This is a genomic window from Arthrobacter sp. P1_A5 (assembly GCF_056406825.1).
Genome location: NZ_JBFTZL010000001.1, coordinates 172,779 through 191,512, shown reverse-complemented (window position 1 = coordinate 191,512; position 18,734 = coordinate 172,779). Strand labels below are relative to the sequence as shown.

Annotated in this window: 21 protein-coding genes; 6 read left to right on the top strand and 15 right to left on the bottom strand. The window is 67.9% G+C overall.

The window, feature by feature from the left end; translation table 11 throughout:
• Positions 1 to 407 (top strand): DNA polymerase (locus tag AC1D1S_RS00885; protein ID WP_476993510.1); only part of this gene is annotated, 407 nt, incomplete at its 5' end.
• 142 nt (positions 408 to 549) lie between these two features.
• Complete coding sequence (locus tag AC1D1S_RS00880) at positions 550 to 810, top strand: YegP family protein (protein WP_308197265.1); 261 nt, start codon at positions 550 to 552, stop codon at positions 808 to 810.
• 51 nt (positions 811 to 861) lie between these two features.
• Here AC1D1S_RS00880 and AC1D1S_RS00875 read toward each other — a convergent pair whose 3' ends face one another.
• From AC1D1S_RS00875 to AC1D1S_RS00865, 3 genes are all read right to left on the bottom strand, one after another.
• On the bottom strand, positions 862 to 1,542 hold the full coding sequence (locus AC1D1S_RS00875; protein WP_028278263.1) for an NUDIX hydrolase: 681 nt from the start codon (positions 1,540 to 1,542) through the stop codon (positions 862 to 864).
• Complete coding sequence (nth, locus tag AC1D1S_RS00870; RefSeq protein ID WP_476993515.1) at positions 1,539 to 2,309, bottom strand: endonuclease III; 771 nt, start codon at positions 2,307 to 2,309, stop codon at positions 1,539 to 1,541. The genes AC1D1S_RS00875 and nth overlap by 4 nt, the downstream gene beginning before the upstream one ends.
• Before the next feature lie 96 nt (positions 2,310 to 2,405).
• Positions 2,406 to 3,854, bottom strand: coding sequence for a hypothetical protein (locus tag AC1D1S_RS00865; protein WP_476993509.1), 1,449 nt, complete (start codon positions 3,852 to 3,854; stop codon positions 2,406 to 2,408).
• A 431-nt stretch (positions 3,855 to 4,285) separates the two neighbouring features.
• Here AC1D1S_RS00865 and acs point away from each other — a divergent pair, with 431 nt between their 5' ends.
• A complete protein-coding gene (gene acs, locus AC1D1S_RS00860; protein ID WP_476993508.1) occupies positions 4,286 to 6,316 on the top strand; it encodes an acetate--CoA ligase in 2,031 nt (676 codons plus the stop codon).
• Between the two features lie 81 nt (positions 6,317 to 6,397).
• On the opposite strand, the gene AC1D1S_RS00855 is transcribed toward acs, so the two are convergent.
• Together AC1D1S_RS00855 and exaC are read right to left on the bottom strand one after the other, a co-directional pair.
• Complete coding sequence (locus AC1D1S_RS00855; RefSeq protein ID WP_476993514.1) at positions 6,398 to 6,985, bottom strand: adenylate kinase; 588 nt, start codon at positions 6,983 to 6,985, stop codon at positions 6,398 to 6,400.
• A gap of 88 nt (positions 6,986 to 7,073) precedes the next feature.
• Entirely contained in the window at positions 7,074 to 8,597 is a 1,524-nt protein-coding gene (exaC, locus tag AC1D1S_RS00850) for an acetaldehyde dehydrogenase ExaC (RefSeq protein WP_476943131.1), read from the bottom strand.
• A gap of 183 nt (positions 8,598 to 8,780) precedes the next feature.
• Between exaC and AC1D1S_RS00845 the strand changes: the two genes are divergently transcribed.
• Positions 8,781 to 9,404, top strand: a complete 624-nt coding sequence (locus AC1D1S_RS00845) for a transmembrane-type terpene cyclase (RefSeq protein ID WP_243178050.1) — start codon at positions 8,781 to 8,783, stop codon at positions 9,402 to 9,404.
• Here AC1D1S_RS00845 and AC1D1S_RS00840 read toward each other — a convergent pair.
• Genes AC1D1S_RS00840 through gluQRS form a run of 3 tightly spaced genes read right to left on the bottom strand, consistent with a single transcriptional unit; the run spans position 9,394 to position 12,038 of the window.
• Complete coding sequence (locus AC1D1S_RS00840; protein ID WP_476943129.1) at positions 9,394 to 10,395, bottom strand: NADP-dependent oxidoreductase; 1,002 nt, start codon at positions 10,393 to 10,395, stop codon at positions 9,394 to 9,396. The genes AC1D1S_RS00845 and AC1D1S_RS00840 overlap by 11 nt on opposite strands.
• 2 nt (positions 10,396 to 10,397) lie before the next feature.
• Positions 10,398 to 11,081, bottom strand: coding sequence for an HD domain-containing protein (locus tag AC1D1S_RS00835; protein WP_243178052.1), 684 nt, complete (start codon positions 11,079 to 11,081; stop codon positions 10,398 to 10,400).
• Positions 11,082 to 11,090: 9 nt separating this feature from the next.
• The gene (gene gluQRS, locus AC1D1S_RS00830; protein WP_476993507.1) at positions 11,091 to 12,038 is read right to left on the bottom strand and encodes a tRNA glutamyl-Q(34) synthetase GluQRS; all 948 of its coding nucleotides are present in this window, start codon (positions 12,036 to 12,038) and stop codon (positions 11,091 to 11,093) included.
• Positions 12,039 to 12,371: 333 nt separating this feature from the next.
• Between gluQRS and AC1D1S_RS00825 the strand changes: the two genes are divergently transcribed.
• A complete protein-coding gene (locus AC1D1S_RS00825; protein ID WP_476993513.1) occupies positions 12,372 to 12,830 on the top strand; it encodes an Lrp/AsnC family transcriptional regulator in 459 nt (152 codons plus the stop codon).
• Positions 12,831 to 12,843: 13 nt separating this feature from the next.
• Here AC1D1S_RS00825 and AC1D1S_RS00820 read toward each other — a convergent pair whose 3' ends face one another.
• Positions 12,844 to 13,299 (bottom strand): Lrp/AsnC family transcriptional regulator, encoded by a 456-nt coding sequence (locus AC1D1S_RS00820; protein WP_079555658.1) that lies wholly within the window; start codon positions 13,297 to 13,299, stop codon positions 12,844 to 12,846.
• Between the two features lie 117 nt (positions 13,300 to 13,416).
• On the opposite strand from AC1D1S_RS00820, the gene AC1D1S_RS00815 reads away from it, so the two are divergent.
• A complete protein-coding gene (locus AC1D1S_RS00815; protein ID WP_028277561.1) occupies positions 13,417 to 14,079 on the top strand; it encodes a LysE family translocator in 663 nt (220 codons plus the stop codon).
• 21 nt (positions 14,080 to 14,100) lie between these two features.
• On the opposite strand, the gene AC1D1S_RS00810 is transcribed toward AC1D1S_RS00815, so the two are convergent.
• From AC1D1S_RS00810 to AC1D1S_RS00785, 6 genes are all read right to left on the bottom strand, one after another.
• Positions 14,101 to 14,457, bottom strand: a complete 357-nt coding sequence (locus tag AC1D1S_RS00810) for a nuclear transport factor 2 family protein (protein WP_028277562.1) — start codon at positions 14,455 to 14,457, stop codon at positions 14,101 to 14,103.
• An 81-nt stretch (positions 14,458 to 14,538) separates the two neighbouring features.
• Positions 14,539 to 15,588: a hypothetical protein gene (locus AC1D1S_RS00805; RefSeq protein ID WP_243178054.1), complete on the bottom strand. Its 1,050-nt coding sequence runs from the start codon at positions 15,586 to 15,588 to the stop codon at positions 14,539 to 14,541.
• Positions 15,589 to 15,621: 33 nt separating this feature from the next.
• Positions 15,622 to 16,122 carry a DUF456 domain-containing protein gene (locus AC1D1S_RS00800; protein WP_476993506.1) on the bottom strand — a complete coding sequence of 167 codons (501 nt, stop codon included), beginning with the start codon at positions 16,120 to 16,122 and terminating at the stop codon, positions 15,622 to 15,624.
• Positions 16,123 to 16,186: 64 nt separating this feature from the next.
• Complete coding sequence (locus AC1D1S_RS00795; protein WP_476993505.1) at positions 16,187 to 16,396, bottom strand: hypothetical protein; 210 nt, start codon at positions 16,394 to 16,396, stop codon at positions 16,187 to 16,189.
• 168 nt (positions 16,397 to 16,564) lie between these two features.
• Complete coding sequence (locus AC1D1S_RS00790; protein ID WP_476993512.1) at positions 16,565 to 17,758, bottom strand: NAD(P)-dependent malic enzyme; 1,194 nt, start codon at positions 17,756 to 17,758, stop codon at positions 16,565 to 16,567.
• A gap of 302 nt (positions 17,759 to 18,060) precedes the next feature.
• Positions 18,061 to 18,618 carry a TetR/AcrR family transcriptional regulator gene (locus AC1D1S_RS00785; protein WP_439954085.1) on the bottom strand — a complete coding sequence of 186 codons (558 nt, stop codon included), beginning with the start codon at positions 18,616 to 18,618 and terminating at the stop codon, positions 18,061 to 18,063.
• Positions 18,619 to 18,734 lie beyond the last annotated feature (116 nt).

Here is an 18,734-nt window from a genome sequence, read left to right as displayed (position 1 = left end):
CTTCGCGCCTGGGCCGGAGCAGCCCGCCGCCGTCGGAGCGCTGGCTGCAGAGCCAGCACTCCACGACCGCGGAAGAACAGCGCCGGGCGGACTCGATCGCACGCTCTCGCGGCCGCTTCACCCGAAACTTTGTGGTCCAGGGCTCGGCCGCCGACTGGGCGGCATGCTGGCTCGCGGAACTGCGACGCCGGCTTCGCGCCATACGGGCGGAAGGCGCAGCTGCCGGCGAACTGGTGTTCTTCCTCCACGACGAGGTGATGGTGCACTGCCCCGAAAGTGCGGTCGCAGATTGCATCAAAGCGATCGAAGACTCCGCAAATGCCGCGAAAGAGCTCTTGTTCGGCCGCATTCCGGTGGAATTTCCGGTCAGCGTGGCCGTCGTCGACTCGTACGACAACGCCAAATGAGTGACCGAAGTCACCGCCTGTAACGTACCCGTCGGTAGCGTTGTGTGTGCTCCGTCACCGGGCTACTCTCGGAAAGGCCGGTGATTTCCCGTACGATCCGCCGGCTATTGCAAAGACGCAAGGATATTGGGGAGGCACAGGTTTGGCTGGCATTTTTGAGATCGCGCAAGCTGGCGACAAGGCTTATTTCTTCAGGTTGACGGCGGCGGATGGCACGGTAGTGGCCGTGTCCCCGCTCTTCAGCTCCATCAAGAGCGCAGCGGCGGGCATCAACGCCGTGCGCGAGAACGCCGCGACCGGCCTGGTTGTGGATCATTCCGGCGCTCACAGGCGGGTCGCCTCCAGCAGGTCGGGAGGACGGGCGATGGCTCCTCTGGCGGGCAGCCCGGTGGCTGCCGGCTAGGCGGCAGCAACCCCGTTGCTGCCCGGCCGGCAGGCCGGCGCCGTGCGGGCTTCACACATCAATTCCGTAGAGCCGAGCGCGGTCCCACGGCACGGCCCAGCCCAGCTGTTCAAAAAGCTGGTTCAGGATCATCCCGGTAAAACCCCACACCACGACGCCGTTGACGGTGAAGGCTGGGCTCTGGAATGTCTGGCCGGCCCGGCTGACCGTGGCCATCACCCGATTGTCCGGGTCCAGCAGGTCCCTGACCGGGACCCGGAACACCTGCGCGGATTCACCGTAGTCGACCACCCGGACCGGCGACTGGGCAGCCCACCAGGCCAGGACCGGTGTGACCAGGAAATTGCCCCGGGGCAGGGCCAGTTCAGGCATCACGCCGAGCACGTCCACCCCCGCAGGGTTCAGCCCAGTCTCCTCCTCCGCCTCGCGGAGGGCCGCGCCCACCACGGACTCACCTGGATCGATGCCGCCGCCGGGAAACGCCACCTGCCCGGGATGGTCCTCCAGCGTTTGGGCCCGCTGCAGCAGCAGCACGTCCAAATCGGCCGGAGCCAGCAACTTCTCGGACACTGCGGGGACATTGTCCAGCGCACCAAAGAGCATGAGCACCGCTGCCCTACGGATCCGCTCGCCGGGTTCGACGGCGAGTTCCCGCCAGCGCGGATCCGGGGCCGGCGCCGTGCCCGCCTCCACCGCGGCAACGAGGTCGACGAGGTCCTGGCGCGCKGTCACGGCTGTTTCCTCTGCGAGTCCATCCGGATTTCCGCGGCGCGGTGCGTCTCGGCCAGCAGCCGGGCCAGCAGTTGCTCCTGGCCCGGGGCGAGTTCGTACTTCAGCAGTTTCTTTGCCTTCGCCGGGTCGGTTTCCCCCATGCCGTAGCTGGGGCACCAATTGGCCACCGCGCAGGCCCCGCACGCCGGCTTCCGGGAATGGCAGACGCGGCGGCCGTGAAAGACGACGCGGTGCGAGAGCATGGTCCAGTCCTTCGGCTCGAACAGCTCCGCGACGTCCGACTCGATCCGGACCGGATCATCCGACTCGGTCCAGCTGAAGCGCCGGGCCAGCCGGCCGAAGTGGGTGTCCACCGTGATGCCCGGAATGCCGAAGGCATTGCCCAGCACGACGTTCGCGGTTTTCCGCCCGACGCCGGGCAGCGTCACCAGGTCCGCGAGCCGGCCCGGCACCTCGCCGTCGTACTCGTCCACCAGCCGGGTGCACAGCGCCAGGAGATTTCTGGCCTTGGCACGAAAGAAGCCGGTGGGCTTGATAATGGCCTCCAGCTCGGCCGGATCCGCCTCCGCCATCCGCCGCGCATCCGGGTAGCGCGCGAACAGCAGGGGCGTGATCTGGTTGACCAGCACGTCCGTGGTCTGCGCGGACAGCACGGTGGCTATCACGAGCTCGAACGGCGTGCGGAAGTCCAGCTCCGCGTGGGCGTAGGGGTACTGCTCCGCGAGTTCCCGGTTGATCCGGCGCGCGCGGCGCTTGAGCGCCAGCATTGACTCCCCCGACGCCCGCGGCGCACCCGGCTTGGCGCTCCCCGGGATCGGGGTGCCGGATTCCGGGCTGCCGGATTCCGTGGTCACGGCGGCGGACTAACCGCGTTCGATGTTGCTGAGGTCCCGCAAAAGGCCGAGCCGGCCGTCGGTGTGCTGGACCAGGAACTCGTTGCCGCGGTCCTCCAGGGCAAGGACCCAGCCGCCGGGTTCAATGACGAACGCCGGGGCACCGGTGCGCACATCGATGGCGGTGCGGGGCTGCGCGACGGCGAACCAGAAGGCCTCGTGAACGGGGTGGACATCGTCCTCCGCGGGCCGGCTGGCGGGATCAACGGTTGCGCCGATGGGTTCCTGCGGCCGGGCCTGTTCCTGCGGCCGGACCTGGGGGTTGACTGTAGTGGGGGCGCTGCCGCCGGTGGCGGCCGGCACGCCGGCGGCCTGGGTCTGTTCCGCGGCGGGAGCCGTCTGTGCAGCGGCACCAGCGGCGGCGGCACCGGCGGCGGCGGCAGCAGGGACGCCGGCGGTCCGGGTCTTGTCCGCGGCGGACGGAGCAGACTCCGGAGCCGGGGCCTGCGTCGGGGCCGTCGATGAATCCGTAGATGCCGGGGCAGCCGGGCCGGCGGCTGGCACAACGCCCGAGATCTGGGTCTCCGGTGCACCGGAGACCGCAGCGCTGGGGGCTGCCGCGGACGCCGCACCCACCGAAGATGCCCCGGCAGGGGTCCCGGCAGGTGTGGTTGCCGCCGGCGTGGCAGCCTGGCTGCCGGTTGCCGGGCGCTTGGCCCAGCCCGCGGCCGCGCCGGAAGCGGCCTCGCCGGAAGCGACCGGGCGGGACGCAACCGGGCCGGATGCGGCCGCCAGAGAAGCACCCGCCCCGGCTGCGCCCGCACCCGCAGCGTCCTTGGTCAATTTGGATTCCTTCGGCTGCTTCGGTTGCTTCGGCGCCTTCGGTGCCCGGGGCTTTCGCACCGGGACAACAGCTTCGCGGGCAACCACGTGGGCAGGCGCGTCCTCCCGGCCCAGGAAGTCGCCGGCAAAGAACGGGATCCAGCGGCCCAGCACCGTGGCGGCGAAGAGCCCCAAAGCGCCCAGGAGCGCGATAAGCATGCTCGGCACGAACGCCCCGGCGGCGGCGAGGAAAAAGAAGGCCAGCGTGAACGACGCTACAACGGACGCGAACTGGTCGATCGACAGGGATCCGATCCGGATCTTGGTCGACGGGCTGAGGCGGCGGGCCACGAACAACGCGGTGACAATGAGCGGCAGCACGATGCCCAGGCCCAGGAAGAAGAGGCTGCCCAGGTTCCAGAGGTTGTAGGCGAAGGCAAACATCGGAATCAGTGAGGCGATGAAAAGAAGCAGTGTGGAGCCGAAAACGGTGAGGTCACGGATGGTGAACGGGCCGAGGACGGCTTCGTTCTTCTTCCCGGTCTTCTTGTCCACCGTGAAGCGTGGCGCATCCCCGAACCCGGCGGGCCCCGGCTGCGCCGTTCCACCCTGGTTCTGGGCGGGCGCCCGGAGCTGCCCGTTGTCTTGCTCGTTCATTCCGTATCTCCTTAGCATGGCGGCGCCCTGGACAGCGCCGTCTAACGGCAGGCAAGGACAGGACCGCCAGCGGTCCAGTCGCCTCCATCGGATGTCACAACTTCATCTCAGCCTAGCCAAGTGAATGGCCGATCACTAGCTGACAAGCCGAGGGCGGACGCAGCAGAATTCCCCAGATTTCCGAATCCCGGACCCTTGCCCCGGCCCGCCGTCCGGCGCCGGGGACAGACCACTCGGCGCTTAACGAACACCGCTCACGGAGCTGTTTGTGACGGGGCGCACGTTTGGTCGGACCCAAGTATTAGTGTTGATTCCAGACAGCGCTGGCGGCTCTGCCGCCGTCTGCCGCCGCCCGACGTCGCGCAAGCGGCCCGGCGCGACGGTGACGGGCACGGCCGCGCAGCCCGGATCGATGAATGATGAGGTTCACCATGTCCCAGCAGACACCCGGCTCCATGGTCACGCAGATGACCCAGGGCGATGCCTTCGAAAACCTGTCGCAGGAGAACCGCCGTTTCGCGCCGTCCGCCGAGTTCGCGGCGAACGCAGTGGTCACCGCCGCCGATTACGCCGAGGCCGACGCCGACCGTCCCGCGTTCTGGGCGAAGCAGGCCCGGGAGCTGCTGAGCTGGTCCAGGGACTTCACCCAGGCGCTGGACTGGTCCGAYCCGCCGTTCGCGAAGTGGTTCGTCGGCGGCGAGGTCAACGCGGCCTACAACGCCCTGGACCGGCACGTCGAGGCCGGCAACGGGGACCGGGTGGCCATCTWCTTCGAGGGCGAGCCCGGCGACACCCGCACCTACACCTACGCGCAGCTGACCGAGGAGGTGAAGAAGGCCGCGAACGCGTTCGAGTCCCTCGGCGTGGCCAAGGGCGACCGGGTGGCCGTGTACCTGCCCATGATYCCCGAGGCCGTCATCACCCTGCTGGCCTGCGCCCGGATCGGCGCGATCCACTCCGTGGTCTTCGGCGGCTTCTCCGCCGAAGCCCTGCGCTCCCGGATCGACGACGCCGAGGCCAAGCTCGTGGTCACGGCCGACGGCACGTACCGCCGCGGCAAGCCCAGCGCGCTGAAGCCGGCCGTCGACGACGCGTTGTCCCACGAGGGWGACGGCACCGGACACACCGTGCAGAACGTCGTGGTGGTCAAGCGCAACGGCCAGGATGTGGACTGGCACGAGGGCCGGGACCACTGGTGGGCCGACACCGTCGGCGCCGCGTCCGCCGAGCACACCGCSSTCGGGCACGACTCCGAACAYCCGCTCTTCATCCTCTACACCTCCGGCACGACGGGCAAGCCCAAGGGCATCCTGCACACCACCGGCGGCTACCTCACCCAGGGCGCCTACACGCACAAGGCGGTCTTTGACCTCCACCCGGAGACCGACGTCTACTGGTGCACCGCCGACGTCGGCTGGATCACCGGGCACTCCTAYGTCGCCTAYGCCCCGCTGATCAACGGCGCCACCCAGGTCATGTATGARGGCACCCCGGATTCCCCGCACCAGGGCCGCTGGTGGGAAATCGTGGAGAAGTACAAGGTCTCMATCCTCTACACCGCCCCCACCGCGATCCGCACCTTCATGAAGTGGGGCAAGGACATCCCGGCCAAGTCCGACCTCTCCTCGATCCGTGTCCTGGGTTCCGTCGGCGAACCCATCAACCCCGAAGCCTGGATGTGGTACCGCGAGRWCATCGGCGGCAACGCCGGCAAGAACGGCGAACGCAAGGAGCASCCCGCGCCGATCGTGGACACCTGGTGGCAGACCGAGACCGGGGCGCAGATGATCGCCCCGCTGCCCGGCGTCACGGCCACCAAGCCCGGCTCGGCCCAGGTCGCGCTGCCGGGCATCGCCGTGGACGTCGTGGACGAGGCCGGCGAATCCGTACCCAACGGCCACGGCGGCTTCCTSGTKATCCGCGAACCCTGGCCTGCCATGCTGCGCGGGATCTGGGGCGACCCGGAGCGGTTCAAGGAMACGTACTGGTCCCGCTTCGAGACCATGTACTTCGCCGGCGACGGCGCCAAGAARGACGAGGACGGCGATATCTGGCTGCTGGGCCGCGTSGATGACGTGATGAATATTTCCGGCCACCGCCTCTCCACCGCCGAAATCGARTCCGCCCTCGTCTCCCACCCCGCGGTGGCGGAAGCCGCCGTCGTCGGAGCCGCGGACGAGACCACCGGCCAGGCCGTCGTCGCCTTCGTGATCCTCCGCGCCGACGCCRYGGACTCCGGCGACGCGACCGTCCAGGAGCTCCGCAACCATGTGGGGAAGGAAATCGGCCCGATCGCCAAGCCCAAGATCATCCTCGTGGTCCCSGAACTGCCCAAAACCCGGTCCGGCAARATCATGCGCCGCCTGCTCAAGGACGTCGCCGAAGGCCGCGAAGTTGGCGACGCGACCACCCTGGCAGACAACACGGTCATGACCCAGATCGCCCAGTCACTGAAGAAATGAGTCAGTAAACCGGGCCATCCCCGCGCAATACGACGGCGGCGCCGCCCACTTTGGTGGGCGGCGCCGTCGTCGTCGTCAGTGCTAGCGTCCGCTCACGACGGAGGTCTGAACGGGATGTTCCAGGCTCCGTATCACCCTGTTTGTGACGTCGTCGATCCCGCCCAAGCCGTCAACTTGGGCCAGTATGCCGCGCTCGGCATACTTCGCCACCACAGCTTCCGTCTGCCCGTGGTACAGGTCCAGCCGGTGGCGGATCACGGCCTCGTTGTCGTCGCTCCGCCCGGTTTCCTTGGCACGGTGCAGGAGACGGGAGACCAGTTCCTCGTCGTCGGCAGTCAACTGCAGGACGACGTCAAGAACCCGGTCTCCGGACGCCAGAATGTCGTCCAGCTCGTCAACCTGGCATGTGGTGCGCGGGTAGCCGTCCAGCAGGAAGCCCGACGTGGCGTCTTCCTGCAGCAGCCTGTCCCGCACCATCTTGTTGGTCACGCTGTCCGGGACGAAGTCGCCGTTGTCGATGTACTGCTTTGCTTCCAGCCCCAGCGGCGTTCCGCCTTTGACGTTGGCTCGGAAGATGTCGCCGGTGGAGATCGCAACGATGCCGAGGCGCTCGGATATCCGTTCCGCCTGGGTGCCTTTGCCGGATCCGGGCGGGCCAATAATCAACATTCTCGTCATTTGTGAGTCCTTCGTGGTGCCGTCGTTGAAAGGGTGCGTCAAGGGGCCCGCCGCTGTAGCGGCCGGCCCTTGATCGGCTTTAGAAGAAGCCGAGCTTGTTCTCTGAGTGGCTGACCAGCAGGTTCTTGGTCTGCTGGTAGTGGTCCAGCATCATGGCGTGGTTCTCGCGGCCGATGCCGGAGGACTTGTACCCGCCGAACGCGGCACCGGCGGGGTAGGTGTGGTAGTTGTTGACCCACACTCGGCCGGCCTGGATCTCACGGCCGGCGCGGTAGGCGACGTTGCCGTTGCGGGACCAGACGCCGGCGCCGAGGCCGTAGAGCGTGTCGTTGGCGATACTGATGGCGTCGTTGTAGTCGCTGAACCGCGCCACCGACACGACAGGACCGAAGATTTCCTCCTGGAAAATCCGCATTTTGTTGTTGCCCTCGAAGATGGTCGGCTGGACGTAGAAGCCACCGGCCAGGTCTCCGTCGAGCTGTGCCTGGTTCCCGCCGGCGAGGATCCTGGCGCCCTCCTGGAGCCCGATGTCGATGTAGGAGAGGATCTTCTCCATTTGGCCTACAGACGCCTGGGCACCGATCTGGGTGGTGGTGTCCAGCGGGTTGCCCTGGATGATCTGCTGCGTGCGGGCCACGGCGTCGGCCATGAAGGAATCGTAAATGCCGTCCTGGACCAGGGCGCGCGACGGGCTGCTGCAGACTTCGCCCTGGTTGAAGGCATACAGGGTGAAGCCCTCGAGGGCCTTGTCGTAGAAGGCATCGTTGGTGTCGGCGACGTCGTTGAAGAAGATGTTCGGGCTCTTGCCGCCGAGCTCCAGCGTGACCGGAATCAGGTTCTGGCTGGCGTACTGGCTGATCAGCCGGCCGGTGGAGGTTTCGCCGGTGAAGGCGATCTTGCGGATACGCGGGCTGGAGGCCAGCGGCTTGCCGACCTCCGAGCCGAAGCCGTTGACGATGTTCAGCAGGCCGGCGGGCAGCAGGTCCGCGATGAGCTCGGCCAGCACCAGGATGGAGGCCGGGGTATTAGACGCGGGCTTGAGGACGACGGCATTGCCGGCGGCCAGGGCCGGAGCCATTTTCCAGACCGCCATGAGAATGGGGAAGTTCCAGGGAATGATCTGGCCCACGACGCCGAGCGGCTCGTGGAAGTGGTAGGCCGTGGTGTCGTCGTCGAGCTGGGACAGCCTGCCCTCCTGGGCCCGGACGGCGGAGGCGAAGTAGCGGAAGTGGTCCGCCGCGAGCGGGATGTCCGCGTTGAGGGTTTCGCGGATCGGCTTGCCGTTGTCCCAGGATTCGGCGACGGCGAGCATCTCCAGGTTCGCATCGATGCGGTCGGCGATCTTGTTCAGGACGGCGGCGCGCTCGGTGGCCGAGGCCTTGCCCCAGGAGGGAGCGGCCTTATGGGCGGCATCAAGCGCCAGCTCAACGTCGGCGGCTGCGCCTCGGGCCACCTCAGTGAATTGCTTGCCGTTCACCGGGGAGACGTTCTCGATGTACTGGCCGGTAGTAGGAGCCACCCATTCGCCGCCGATCCAGTTCTCGTAGCGGTCCTTAAACTGGACCTTGGATCCTTCTTGGCCGGGCTGGACATAAACAGTCATGGTTACTCCTCATGGGAAACAGACGTCTTCGTCCTGGCCGCAAGCCTAGAACTTCAAAGGTTGCGGCCACGCTGCAACGGGGCCGTCTGCTGCTCCCTGACCTTCCGCTGAGCGGCCTCTGCCAGCCATCGATATGCTCGCTGTGTCGGCACAAATTGACGCCTGCGCATGCGAGGAGGGACCGTGATCCTGTTTCTGACGGTTGTGAGCGGCCTGGCCTGGACCGTGGTCTACGTCGATGCCATCCGGATCGGCTTCAAGGACCGGAGCTACGCGATCCCGGCCGCCGCGCTGGCCCTGAATTTCGCCTGGGAGGCCATCTACGCCACGCGCTCCATCGCGACCGGAATCACCGCCCAGGGGGTCTTCAATATCGCGTGGGGCCTGGCCGACGTCGTGATTGTGTACACCTTCCTGAAGTTCGGCCGCTCCGAGCTGCCGGCCTGGGTGACGCGGCGGCTGTTCATCGGCTGGGCGCTCCTGCTGGGCGTCACGTCCTTCGCGGTACAGCTGCTGTTCGTCGTCCAGTTCGGCTGGGACGACGCGGCCCGTTACGCGGCGTTCCTGCAGAATCTGCTGATGTCCGGGTTGTTCATCGCCATGTTCGCCGCCCGGGCCGGCACCCGCGGCCAGACCCTGCTGATCGCCGTGGCCAAGTGGGTCGGTACCCTCGCGCCTACGATCGCGCTGGGCTGGTACGGCAACTCGCCCCTGATCCTGGGCGTGGGGGTGCTCTGCAGCGTCTTTGACCTGGTCTACATCGGCCTGCTGTGGCGGGCCCGCCAGCCGGGAGCCGCTAGAGGGTGACGACGATCTTGCCCTTGGCGTGGCCCTGTTCGAGCGCGGCGAAGGCTCCCCCAATTTCCGCGAACGGGTAGGTGCGGTCCATGACCGGCTGCACGTGGCCGGCGTCGACGAGGGCCGCCAGGGTGCGCAAATCATCCCCGCTGGGGTGCATGAACAGGTAACGGTAGCTGGCTTTCGCCTTGCGGGCGCGGCGGCGGATGCCCATGCTCATCAGCCAGAACGCGGCGGTGATCATCGGCGGCGAGCCGAGGTCTTTCGTCGCGGTGAGCGGCTCGGGAACGCCGGCAATGGATACCACCCTGCCGCCGGGCCGAAGAATGCGGAAGGAATCCCTGAGGGTCACGCCGCCGACCAGGTCCAGGACCGCGTCGAACCCGCGMAGTACCGCGGAGAAGTCATCCCGGTTGTAGTCGATGACGGCGTCCGCCCCCAGGCGGCGCACGAGCGCCTCGCCGCGGGCCGATGCCGTGGTGGTGACCTGGGCGCCGAGATACTTGGCGAGCTGGATGGCGAGTGTTCCCACCCCGCCGGCGCCGCCGGAGATGAAGAGCCGGGTGCCGCGGCCCACGGCAAGTTCATCGCGGAGGGCCTGCAGCGCAGTGAGCCCGGCCAGCGGCAGTCCTGCGGCCTCGGCGAATCCGAGCGACGCCGGCATGGCGGCCACTAATTCCTGCTGCACGCACACCAGCTCGGCGAAGGCTCCAAGCCTGGCCTTGTCCACCCGGGCGTAGACGCGGTCGCCGATGGAAAAGCGGTTGGGCCCGGGTCCGATTGCGTCGACCGTCCCGGCGAGTTCACAGCCGGCAACGATCGGCAGTCGGACATGGCTGATGGGCCGCAGCGCGCCCCGGCGGAACTTGAAGTCCACCGGGTTCAGCCCGGCCGCGGCGACCTTGATCCGGACGTCGCCCGGGCCTGGCTGGGGATCCGGAACATCCCGGAGTTCCATGGCGTCCGGGCCGCCGTAGCGTGTGAGGACGTAGGCGCGCATGCTCAGTCCCGTGCGGACCCGGTGTCGCCGGCCGGAGCATCGCCCGGCGCAGCTTCCGCGTCTGCTGCTGCAGCGTCTGCTGCCGTGTCTGCTGCGGGGACGTCATAGGAGAGGAACTCGTAGTCCGTGTCGTCCGCCTCGTCGAGCATGTCGTCGAGTTCGTTCAACAGCCAGGGATTGATCCGGGCCAGGATTTTCCGGGTTTCCTCGACAGGAACGGCGGCGTAGAGCACCGGGCGGGCATCGTCGTAGCGGGTGACCGGGGGCTTGTCCGGCCACTTTTCGGCCAGCGCCTTGACCCGTTCGGGCAGCGAATTGTGCGCGTTGTCGGCAATCTTCACGAGCGTGGCGTCGTGGTCCTCGGCGATGTACCGGATGCCGGCCTGGTAGTCGTCCGGGTTCTCATGCAGGCGCTTCGTGACCCGTTCGATGATGTCCGCGGCACGCTCGGAGACCCCCATGTCCAGCAGCGCCTGCCGCGTCATCGGGGTGTCCTCGGCGATGTCGTGGAGGTACCCGGCGATCCGGATGTCGTCGTCGAAGTCCGCCAGGGCGTCCCCGACGGCGAGCACATGCTCCCGGTATGGCCGCTTGAGCTTGTCCTTCTGGCGGTTGTGGGCCACCTCGGCCAGGACCTTGGCTGTCTCGACAGTGAAGCGGGGCTGGGGGTGTGCGGGCTCGGTCATGAATCCAGCCTACGCGCCGCGGCTGTCCGTCCCTGCCCGCAGGCCGGTTCCCGGATGCGCCCCCTTGTGCGCTCCCGGCACCCCGGGCCACACCCAGGGCTCGCGGGGCAGGGAGGCCCTGTCGAAGGCGGCGAGGACATCGTCGAGGCGGCCCGGCGGGAGGCCAAGGGAGTCCAGCAAAGTGTCCCGGACCTGGTCCGCGCCCACCCCGGCCAACGCCAGGTCGGCGAGCGTGACGGCGCCGTCGCGCTTGGCCAGCCTGGCACCGTCGGCGTTCAGTACCAGCGGCACATGCGCATATTCCGGAACAGGCATATTGAGCAGCGACGCCAAATATGCCTGGCGCGGCGTGGACGGCAGCAGGTCATCGCCGCGGACCACCTGGTCGATGCCCTGCGCGGCGTCGTCCACCACCACGGCCAGGTTGTAGGCCGTCACGCCGTCGTTGCGCCGGAGCACGAAGTCGTCGACCACCCCCGTGTAACTGCCGTGGAGCACGTCCCACACCGTCGCCTCGGCCACGGTGGAGCGGAGCCGGACAGCCGGCGGCCGGGCGGCCCGCTTGGCCTCGCGCTCGGCGCCGCTGAGGTTCCGGCACGTTCCCGGGTAGGCGCCCAGCGGAGCGTGCGGTGCCGAGGGGGCCTCCTGGATTTCGCGGCGGGTACAGAAGCACTCATACGTCAGGCCGGCCGCCGTCAACTCCGCGATCGCCCCGTCATACAGGTGCTCACGCTCCGTCTGGCGCACGACGCCGCCGTCCCAGCTCACGCCGATCGCCGCCAGGTCGCGGAGTTGCTCGGCCTCGGCGCCGGCCCGGGCACGGTCCAGGTCCTCCACCCGCAACAGGAACCGCCGCCCCCCGGACCGGGCGAACAGCCACGCCAGGATGGCCGTCCGGAGGTTGCCCACATGCAGTTCGCCGGAGGGACTGGGGGCGAAGCGGCCAGCTGAGGTCATGTGACTAGCCTATGCGGAGCAGCACAAGAGCCCCTCAGCTACCGATGACTTCGGGAAATCCGACGTCGGTGGCTCAGGGGCTCTTGCCGCGAGTGCGTTGTGCGGAAAGACGATGCGTGAACAAGAGTCAATCAGCGGCTGGTTCCTTGCGGGAGCCTCGTCCGGGGTCCGGGTGGTGTGCCGGGATGTCCGTAGCCTTCGGGATCGTGGCGGTGGCCTCGTCCCCTTGTTGTCACCATTTGAGCAGAAGCCCTACAGTTGATGCAACGGACCGGCCCCAGAGTAGTCAATCTGATCAACCACAGCCCGGGCCGCGAACAGGAAGTAGTCATTTTGCAGGAGCTCGACGCGACGGACCGGCGGATCCTCGCCGCGCTGGACGAAGATCCCCGCGTGCCGATCATGGTGCTGGCGCAAAAGCTGGGCCTGGCCCGCGGCACCGTCCAGTCCCGCCTGGAGCGGATGTCGGCGTCGGGCGCGCTCCGGCCGAACAGCAGCCGGGTGCTGCCGTCCGCCCTGGGCCGCGGCGTGGCGGCCGCGGTCAGCGCGGAACTGGACCAGAGCCACCTCAACGAGGCAATCGCCGCCCTGCGCAACATCCCGGAAGTGCTCGAATGCCATGCCCCGGCCGGCGATACCGATCTCCTGATCCGGGTGGTGGCCAAGAGCCCGGACGATCTCTACCGCGTGTCCGAGGAAATCCGGCTGTGCCCCGGAATCGTCCGGACCTCAACGAGCATGTTCCTGCGCGAGGTCATTCCCTACCGGACCACGGGACTGCTCGGCGCCTGAGCAGGCGGCCGCTTTAGACCGGCGGCCCGGCGTTGGCCTTCAGGTTCTTCATGACCAGCGTTGACGTCAGGCGCTCGACGCCGGGCAGCGAGGTCAGTTCACTGTCGTAGAAACGCTGGTAGGACGGCAGGTCCTCCGCGATGACCTTGAGCAGGTAGTCCGGCGACCCGAAGAGCCGCTGGGCCTCGACGATGTTGGGATTGCCGGCCACCCGGCTCTCGAAGATCTCCATGGTGGAACGGTCCACCTGGCGCAGGGTCACGAACACGATCGCCTCGAAACCGAGCCCCACCGCGGCCGGATCAATATCCGCCCGGTAGCCCCGGATGATCCCGGCGGCCTCCAGATCCCGCAGCCGGCGATGGCACGGAGCCACGGTCAACCCCACCTTGGCCGCCAGGGCCGTGGCAGTCATCCGGCCGTCCGATTTGAGGTAGCGCAAAATACTTCTGTCAATGGCGTCAATCACGCAATTATCTTACCCAAAAGCGGTGATTCTTCAGTAAATAAGCGAGCACTTCCCGGCCGAATTTGCCTAGAGTTTTTCTTGTACCCGCCACGGGGTGCCGCACTCCTGGAGCCCGCCATGAACCCCCAGCTTTTCCTCGCCTTCCTGGTTGTCGCCGTCGCCCTGGCATGCACCCCCGGCGTCGACTGGGCCTATTCGATCGCGGCCGGGCTCCGGCAGCGCAGCTTCGCGCCCGCCGTCGCCGGTCTTTGCGGGGGCTACGCCCTCCACACGGCGCTGCTGGTGCTGGGCCTGGCGGCACTGCTCGCCGGGATGCCCGGCGTGCTGGGCTGGCTGACCGCGGCGGGCGCCCTCTACCTGCTGTGGCTGGGCTTCAGCACCCTGCGGTCCTGGCGCGGGGCCAGCTTCAGCACCGGCACCGCTGCTCCCGGTGCCGCCACACCCGCGAGCCAGTTCCGGGTTTTCCTCCAGGGCATGGGCATCAGCGGAATCAACCCCAAGGGCCTGCTGTTCTTCGTGGCCCTGGTGCCGCAGTTCGTCAGCCCTGACGCCGCGTGGCCGGTCCCGGTCCAGTCGGGTCTGCTCGGGCTGACCTTCATCCTGCTCGTGGGCGTCATCTACAGCTGTGTGGCACTCCTGGCGCGGAAACTGCTGCAGGCCAGGCCGGGCGCAGCGCGCCAAGTGACGCTGGCCAGCGGGATCATCATGCTGGCCCTGGGCGCCTTGCTGCTCGCCGAGCAGATCGTGCCCGCCCTCAGCGCAGCCATGACGCACGGGTGAGGGCGCGAATCCGCCCTGGGGCTACTTGCGCTGCATGTACCACTCGGTGAAGGACGACGCGCGGCCGTCCGCGGTCAGTTGGATGACCCACAAGTTGTCATAGCTCCGGCTGTTGCCGCGATAGGTCGTCAGGCCCTGCACAAACGCCCGGCCGCCGTCGACCCCCAGCAGCTTCCATTCAAACATCCAGTCATCCGGCTCATCACGCCCGGCAAGCCAGTGCTCCACGATATCGTCCCGGCCCTGCCACGGTTCGGCTTCCTGGGGGCTGGTCGCATAGATGGCGTCTTCGGTAAACAGCGCCCGGATGTCCTCCGGATCGTTCGTCGTCCACGCCGTGATGTAGTGCTGCATCCAGCGCTCCACCGCATCTCTCATGCCTCGTTTGTACTCCGCGCCCCAGGGGCCCGCAAGAGTAGTGGATACGTGGATTTGGCCGCGATCGGGCGTGGAAGCCTGTCAGTCGTCGTCAGCGCGCCCGTATTCGCGGTCCCAGAGTTCGTGCATTTCGGCGTCTTTGCGGATGGCTTTCACGGCCTCCAGCTGTGCAGGTTTGTGGCGCTGCCAGTCCCGGCCGCCGAGGGTTTTGCGGCCCGCCTCGAGGAGGAGCAGGGCGGTGTCCGTCAGCGCGTCGCTGCGGAGGGTGAAGTCAGTCTTCCGGCGCCGCAGGACTTCCTGCAGGGCAGACCGGGATGCGGTGTAGGCGCCGAGCCTGCGCAGCGACCGGGCACGCACCAGCAGCAGGGCCGCGGACAGATCATCCGCGTTCAGCAGGCCCTCGGTCTCTGCCACCACGTCGACGTCGCGTCCCAGCTCGGCCTCCAGCGAACAGCGCGCCAGGGCGAGCGGCAACGACGGCGGCAGGCCGGCCAGCGCCGCCAGCGCCGCCTCCGTCTGGCCGGTCTCGCGCAGGGAATGGGACAGCGCCAGGAACACGGCCTCCTCGGAGAAGAGCACCGGAACCTCAATCCGCTCGGCCACCTCCACCCTGGTGACCACGCCGGCCAGGTATTCGCCGGCGTAGCGGTTGGCGTCCTCGTCGTTCCGCAGTCTCAGGCCGTGCTGCAGGAGTTCGGACGCGCGCAGGTGCCCGCCGTGGGCGTACGCCAGCAGCCCGGCCATGAGATAGCACACCCCTGCCCAGCCGGGGTAGGAACGGGCCAGGGTTATCAGGCGGTCAGGATCGGTGCTGCCGAAGACGGCGGAGTGCACGGCTTTCATCCTCTTGGCGGAGGTCCGGCCCCCTACCCTGCCCAGCCGGGGCACCCCGCCTTCGGCGGCCAGCGTCCCGGGTGCCCGGCCCGCCATGAGTCCGGCCACCGCGCCGCCCACGGTGCCGGCCAGGCCGCGGACGGGTGTCCGTACCACTACCTTGCGGAACGGCGTCAGGTCACGGGTGTCCGTGTACGGCCTGCGCTGGCCGTCGGGACTTTCGCCGTCAGCAAGCTGGCCAGCGGGAATGCGGCCGTCGGGAATTTGGGGGGCGGATTCGCCAAGTCCGGCGCTCATTCCCCCATGGTAGTAGGCTCCGGCAGGCCGCTGCTAGGCCGCCGAGGCCACCCAGAGGCCGATCACCCAGGTGCTCGCGGCGAGGCACGCGAGGCCGAATTCCACGATCATGCCCAGGCCCGTGGCCTTCAGCGCGGCCCAGCTCGAGGCCACTGCGGTGCCGAACACACGGGTCCGCTGCAGCTCGCTGAGCAGGAGCCCGGCGGCGAAGCCCAGAAAGAGCCCCACCACGGGGATGACGAACATGCCGGCCACGCCCAGCACGAGGCCCACCACCACGGAACGGCTCGGGATGCTGTGCTCCTTGAGCTTCCGGCCGGTCAGGACGGTGCTGGCGGCCATGCCGGCCAGAACGAAAAGCATCCCGATCCCGAAGACCACCCAACCGGTGGTCCCGGCGCCGCCCCACAGAGCCCAGGCCAGCAGGCTCGCCCCAATCAGGATGCTGCCGGGCAGAACGGGAATGATCGTCCCGGCAACGCCCACCACGATGGCGAGGCCGCAGAGCACTGTCACGACAATCTCGGGGTTCATCGCACCAGTCTATGGCCGGTCCCGGGGCTGCCGTTGACGGCCCCGGGACCGGGAATGCCGGCGCCTAACTTCCGGACGGCTCCCCGTACATGACGGAGTAGTGCGAGATGTCCTTGCCCGAGTAGTGCGAGATTGTCACGGACAGCTGGCTGGAATAGAAGTAGTCGATCTGAGCGCCGAGGCCCTGCTTGGCCGAGCCGGCCTTGACGCAGACGGCAATGATCTCCAGACCGTCCGGGGCGGTGATTTTCAGCGACTTGATGCCGTCGGCCACGTCTATTCTGCCGGTGTCCCATTCCGGACAGAGCTGGCCCTCTGGCTTGAGTTTTCCGGATCCCGGACGGAGTGCTGGTGGTTTCCCGCCGAACGACAGCGGCGACGCTCCCCCTAGGGAAGCGCCGCCGTCGTCGTCCGGTGTCGGATGTTTTCTGACGCGGTCCGGCTACTCGGCAGCCACCGCTACGGCGACTGCCGCGGAGACAGCCGGGGCCACGCGCGGATCCAGCGGGCTGGGCACGATGTAGTCCGCCGAAAGGTCATCCTCGGCCAGTTCCGCGATGGCCCGGGCCGCGGCGAGCTTCATGGCCGGCGTGATCCGGCGGGCGCCGGCGTCGAGGGCGCCGCGGAAAATGCCGGGGAAGGCCAGGACATTGTTGATCTGGTTCGGGAAGTCGCTGCGTCCGGTGGCGACGACGGCCGCGTACTTGCCCGCGACCTCCGGCAGGACTTCCGGGTCCGGGTTCGACAGGGCAAACACGATCGAGCTGTGGTTCATCAGCTTGAGGTGCTCCTCGTCCAGCTTCGAAGAGGAGACCCCGACAAACACGTCGGCGCCGAGCAGCGCCTCCCCCGGGCCGCCTGTCACGCCACGCGGGTTGCTGCGGGCGGCGAGCTGGGCCTTCTTGCTGGCCGGATCGGCGGCGATGTCCGCGCGGTCCTTGTTGATGGTGCCGCGGGAGTCCAGGAGGACGACGTCGCCGATCCCGGCCGTCAGCAGGATTTCGGCGACCGCGATCCCGGCGGCCCCGGCGCCGGAGACCACCACACGCAGGCTGTCGAGGGTCCGGCCGGTCACCTTGGCGGCGTTGGTCAGGGCGGCGAGGACTACGACGGCGGTGCCGTGCTGGTCATCGTGCATGACCGGGCAGTCCAGCGCCTCGATGAGTTTCTCCTCGAGCTCGAAGCAGCGGGGCGCGGCGATGTCCTCAAGGTTGACGGCGCCGAAACTGGGGCGCAGCCGGACAAGAGTCTCGATGATTTCGTCGACGTTCGTGGTGTTGAGGACCAGCGGTATGGAGTCGAGTTCGCCAAAGGCCTTGAACAGCGCGGACTTGCCCTCCATCACGGGCAGCGAGGCGCTGGCGCCGATGTTGCCCAGCCCCAGCACGGCCGTGCCGTCGCTGACCACCACCACGAGGCGCTGGGCCCACGTGAGCGTCTTGGCGAGCTCCGGGTTGGCGTGGATGGCGCGGCTGACCTGGGCGACACCAGGTGTGTAGGCGATGGAGAGGTCGCGCTTGCTGGCAAGCGGGACGGTGCTGGAAATCGACAGCTTGCCGCCCTCGTGGGATGCGAAGATTTCCTCGTCGCTGAGCACGGCTACTGCCTCAGCCGGGGAGGTGGAATCGGCGGGAATGATCGTTTCAGTGGACACGTCGTTGTCTCCTGGGGCTCACCGTGGGCGCACGGCTCATGGAAGCTCAAGCAAGGATGCTCAAGTTGGTCTGGCAGGGGCGGCGGCGACCAGAGGTGGCGGTCGCCGGTGTTTCCCCGAATTGCTGGCGTCAGCCGGCTCCGGTCCAGCAATGGTAAACAGGGCATCGCGCCCGTTACGCCCGCCGGGAGCGTTACCACCCCGTGGTGAAACGTTTCCCCTCCAGAATATGTGACCCGGATCACACGCGGGAGGGCATATTCCGGGCCGCTGGTCTAGACCAGTTACGCGGCCTGCGGGGCCCGCTGCAGGAGGGAACAAGCCTTCTTCAGGTCCTCCTCCGCTTCGAAGAGGGACAGCCGGCGGCAGCGGACGGCCTGGACCAGGCCCGTAACCGTGAGCAGCAGGACCCGGGCCACTGCCGGGTCGCCGCACGCCGCAGTGACTGCCTTCTCGGCCGTCGCATCGATCTCGCGCAGCAGCCGCGTTGTGTCGTTGTCCTTGACGTAGACCGCCCGGTTGAGGGACTGCTCCACGGCGGGCTGCATCAGGCGCATGTGGAAGATCTCCATCACCACTCCCGCGAGGGCCTGGGCCGCCACCTTGCCGGCCGCCGGCGAGCTCCCCGCGAGCAGTTCGCCCAGTTGCTTGCGGTACAGCGCCAGGACCAGTTGGGTGGCCGACGGGAAGTAGCGGTACAGCGTCCCCAGTGGCACGTCCGCCTTGGCCGCCACCTCGGACAGGACCACGGAGTCCAGGCCTTTGCGGGCAAACCCCGCGGCGACATCAAGGATCCGCACGTAACGGAGCCGCTGCCGGGGCAGAGTGGGTGGAGGGGCCATCGGTGGAAGATCTGAGTGAAAATCAGGCATCAGCAGCGTTCCGGGGGGTCGTTTTTCTCGGCAGCCGGGCGCGATCCGCCCACCGCGCTGCCGCGGCAATTGCCGTCCACTATACG

Bases quoted from the DNA above. Each gene is read 5' to 3' on its own strand.
- AC1D1S_RS00855 (WP_476993514.1), bottom strand. From the start codon at position 6,985: ATGTTGATTATTGGCCCGCCCGGATCCGGCAAAGGCACCCAGGCGGAA.
- AC1D1S_RS00815 (WP_028277561.1), top strand. From the start codon at position 13,417: ATGAACCCCCAGCTTTTCCTCGCCTTCCTGGTTGTCGCCGTCGCCCTG.
- exaC (WP_476943131.1), bottom strand. From the start codon at position 8,597: ATGACTGTTTATGTCCAGCCCGGCCAAGAAGGATCCAAGGTCCAGTTT.
- AC1D1S_RS00785 (WP_439954085.1), bottom strand. From the start codon at position 18,618: ATGGCCCCTCCACCCACTCTGCCCCGGCAGCGGCTCCGTTACGTGCGG.
- nth (WP_476993515.1), bottom strand. From the start codon at position 2,309: ATGCTGGCGCTCAAGCGCCGCGCGCGCCGGATCAACCGGGAACTCGCG.
- AC1D1S_RS00810 (WP_028277562.1), bottom strand. From the start codon at position 14,457: ATGAGAGATGCGGTGGAGCGCTGGATGCAGCACTACATCACGGCGTGG.
- AC1D1S_RS00865 (WP_476993509.1), bottom strand. From the start codon at position 3,854: ATGAACGAGCAAGACAACGGGCAGCTCCGGGCGCCCGCCCAGAACCAG.
- AC1D1S_RS00835 (WP_243178052.1), bottom strand. From the start codon at position 11,081: ATGACCGAGCCCGCACACCCCCAGCCCCGCTTCACTGTCGAGACAGCC.
- AC1D1S_RS00805 (WP_243178054.1), bottom strand. From the start codon at position 15,588: ATGAGCGCCGGACTTGGCGAATCCGCCCCCCAAATTCCCGACGGCCGC.
- AC1D1S_RS00800 (WP_476993506.1), bottom strand. From the start codon at position 16,122: ATGAACCCCGAGATTGTCGTGACAGTGCTCTGCGGCCTCGCCATCGTG.
- gluQRS (WP_476993507.1), bottom strand. From the start codon at position 12,038: ATGACCTCAGCTGGCCGCTTCGCCCCCAGTCCCTCCGGCGAACTGCAT.